The following is a 2,784-nucleotide window of genomic DNA, read 5'->3' as shown; positions in this document are numbered from 1 at the left end:
GGTCCCTCAACGTCGCCGGCCAGTCGCGCCGCTTCGCCACGCGCGCCGACGCCTGCGCTGGCCTGCAGCAGGCGATGCGCGCCACGCCGCACACGCGCATTGATGCGGGCCTGGGCCAGATCAACCTCGGCTACCACAAGCACCGCTTTACCGGCGCGTGCGACCTGCTGGATCCGTATCGCAACCTGGCCGTTGCCGCCGAGATCCTGAAGGAGCAGCACACCCCCGGCGAGGACTGGCTGCTGGCGATCGGCCGCTACCACCGCCCCGCAGGCGGCGAGCCCGCCGCCCGCTATCGGCGCAGCGTGTCGCGCCACCTTGCCCGCGTGCAGGGCACGCGACCAGCCGCCGCGGTCCTCGCGGCGCGCCAGGAGACCTCCCCATGACGAAACCCCATCCCGCCCATCTCGCGTTCACGGGCCTACTCATGCTGCTGTCAGGCCTGCCGCTGGCCTCGCGTGCCGGCGAGCCACTGATCGTTGTCGAGGACCGTGGCGGCACGTCGGCATTGCCGTACTACGAAGCCCTGAATCTCCAGCCGCGCGCCAACGCACCGGCGCGGCCGTCCATCCCGACGCCCCAGGTTCCTGCCACACGGGCGGACGAAGCCGCGATGCTGCCGGTGCGCAGCGCCAAGCTCACGCCTGGCACCGTGGCGCGGCGTGTGATTGAAGCGCCCGGCCTGCGGCCGTTCGTGGTCATCGGCGACGACGAGGCTTCCCGGGCCTGGTTGCAGCGCCGCGCCGCCGCTTTGCGCGAACGTGGCGCGGTCGGCCTGGTCGTCAACGTCGAGACCGCGCAGGGCCTGGCGCGGCTGCGCGCCCTGGTGCCGGGCGTGCCGCTCGCGCCCGTGGCCGGCGACGACCTGGCCGATCGCCTGGGCCTGCGGCACTACCCGGCGCTGATCACGGCCACCGGCATCGAGCAATGAAGCCATGTCGGGGAAACAGCCGGTCGAGGTTCTGCTACGCCCAGCGGTGGAGCTATACACCGTCGCGGCGTGTGCAGGCGCCGCGTTTCTGTGCCTGGTGGCCCCATGGTCGCTCGCGCTGAGCCCGGCCATGGGCATCGGCAGCGCCTTGGCGTTCGGCGCCTACGGCGCGATCCGCTACCGCGATGCCCGCATCATCCTGCGCTACCGGCGCAACATCCGCCGTCTGCCGCGTTACGTGATGACCAGCAAGGACGTGCCGGTCAGCCAGCAGCGCCTATTCGTGGGGCGCGGCTTTCTCTGGGAGCAGAAGCACACGCATCGGCTGATGCAGACGTACCGGCCCGAGTTCCGCCGCTACGTCGAGCCGACGCCGGCCTACCGGCTGACCAGGCGCCTGGAGGAACGGCTGGAGTTCGCGCCATTGCCGCTCTCGCGCCTGCCGAAGCTCACCGGCTGGGACGCGCCTTTCAACCCCGTGCGCCCGTTGCCGCCTGTCGGCGGCCTGCCAAGGCTGCACGGCATCGAGCCCGACGAAGTGGACGTCAGCCTGCCGCTGGGCGAGCGCGTCGGGCACTCGCTGGTGCTGGGCACCACGCGGGTGGGCAAGACGCGCCTGGCCGAGTTGTTCGTCACGCAGGACATCCGCCGCAGGAATGCTGCCGGCGAGCATGAGGTCGTCATCGTCATCGACCCCAAGGGGGATGCCGATCTCTTGAAACGGATGTACGTCGAAGCCCAGCGCGCTGGCCGCGAAGGCGAGTTCTACATCTTCCACTTGGGCTGGCCGGAAATCAGCGCCCGCTACAACGCCGTGGGCCGCTTCGGTCGGATCTCGGAAGTGGCGACACGCATCGCGGGGCAGCTCTCCGGCGAAGGCAACAGCGCGGCGTTCCGCGAGTTCGCATGGCGCTTCGTGAACATCATCGCCCGCGCCCTGGTGGAACTGGGGCAGCGCCCGGACTACATGCTGATCCAGCGCCACGTCATCAACATCGACGCGCTGTTCATTGAGTACGCCCAGCACTACTTTGCCAAGACGGAGCCCAAGGCCTGGGAGGTGATCGTCCAGATCGAGGCCAAGCTCAACGAGAAGAACATCCCAAGGAACATGATCGGGCGCGAGAAGCGTGTGGTGGCGCTGGAGCAATACCTCTCCCAGGCGCGCAACTACGACCCTGTGCTCGATGGCCTGCGCTCGGCGGTGCGCTACGACAAGACCTACTTCGACAAGATCGTTGCATCGCTGCTGCCGCTGCTGGAAAAGCTCACGAGCGGCAAGATCGCCCAGCTCCTGGCGCCGAACTACTCCGACCTGGCCGACCCGCGCCCGATCTTCGACTGGATGCAGGTCATCCGAAAGCGGGCCATCGTCTATGTGGGTCTGGATGCGTTGTCTGACGCCGAGGTCGCCGCAGCGGTCGGCAATTCGATGTTCTCTGACCTGGTTTCGGTGGCCGGACACATCTACAAGCACGGAATCGACGATGGCCTGCCCGGCGCAGTGGCTGGCGCTCGCGTGCCGATCAACGTGCACGCGGACGAATTCAATGAACTGATGGGCGATGAATTCATCCCGCTCATCAACAAGGGCGGCGGTGCCGGCCTGCAAGTCACGGCGTACACGCAGACGCTCTCGGACATCGAGGCCCGCATCGGAAATCGCGCGAAGGCCGGCCAAGTGATCGGGAATTTCAACAATTTATTCATGTTGCGCGTGCGCGAGACGGCCACCGCGGAACTGCTGACGAGGCAGTTGCCGAAGGTCGAGGTCTATACAACCACCATCGTCTCGGGCGCGACGGACAGCTCAGACATCCGCGGCGCGACGGATTTCACGTCGAACACCCAGG

General features: G+C 67.7%; 3 protein-coding genes. All 3 read left to right on the top strand.

Annotated elements, in window-relative coordinates:
- The coding region (locus APY03_RS14655; RefSeq protein WP_443082822.1) for a lytic transglycosylase domain-containing protein at positions 1–386 on the top strand (386 nt) is incomplete at its 5' end.
- Positions 383–931: an integrating conjugative element protein gene (locus APY03_RS14650; RefSeq protein ID WP_003109779.1), complete on the top strand. Its 549-nt coding sequence runs from the start codon at positions 383–385 to the stop codon at positions 929–931. The genes APY03_RS14655 and APY03_RS14650, both read left to right, overlap by 4 nt.
- A gap of 4 nt (positions 932–935) precedes the next feature.
- Positions 936–2,784 (top strand): type IV conjugative transfer system coupling protein TraD (gene traD, locus APY03_RS14645; RefSeq protein ID WP_068677939.1); only part of this gene is annotated, 1,849 nt, incomplete at its 3' end.

The sequence above is a fragment of the Variovorax sp. WDL1 genome, assembly GCF_001541225.1.
Lineage (GTDB): Bacteria > Pseudomonadota > Gammaproteobacteria > Burkholderiales > Burkholderiaceae_C > Variovorax.
This window is presented reverse-complemented; position numbering and strand designations above follow the sequence as displayed.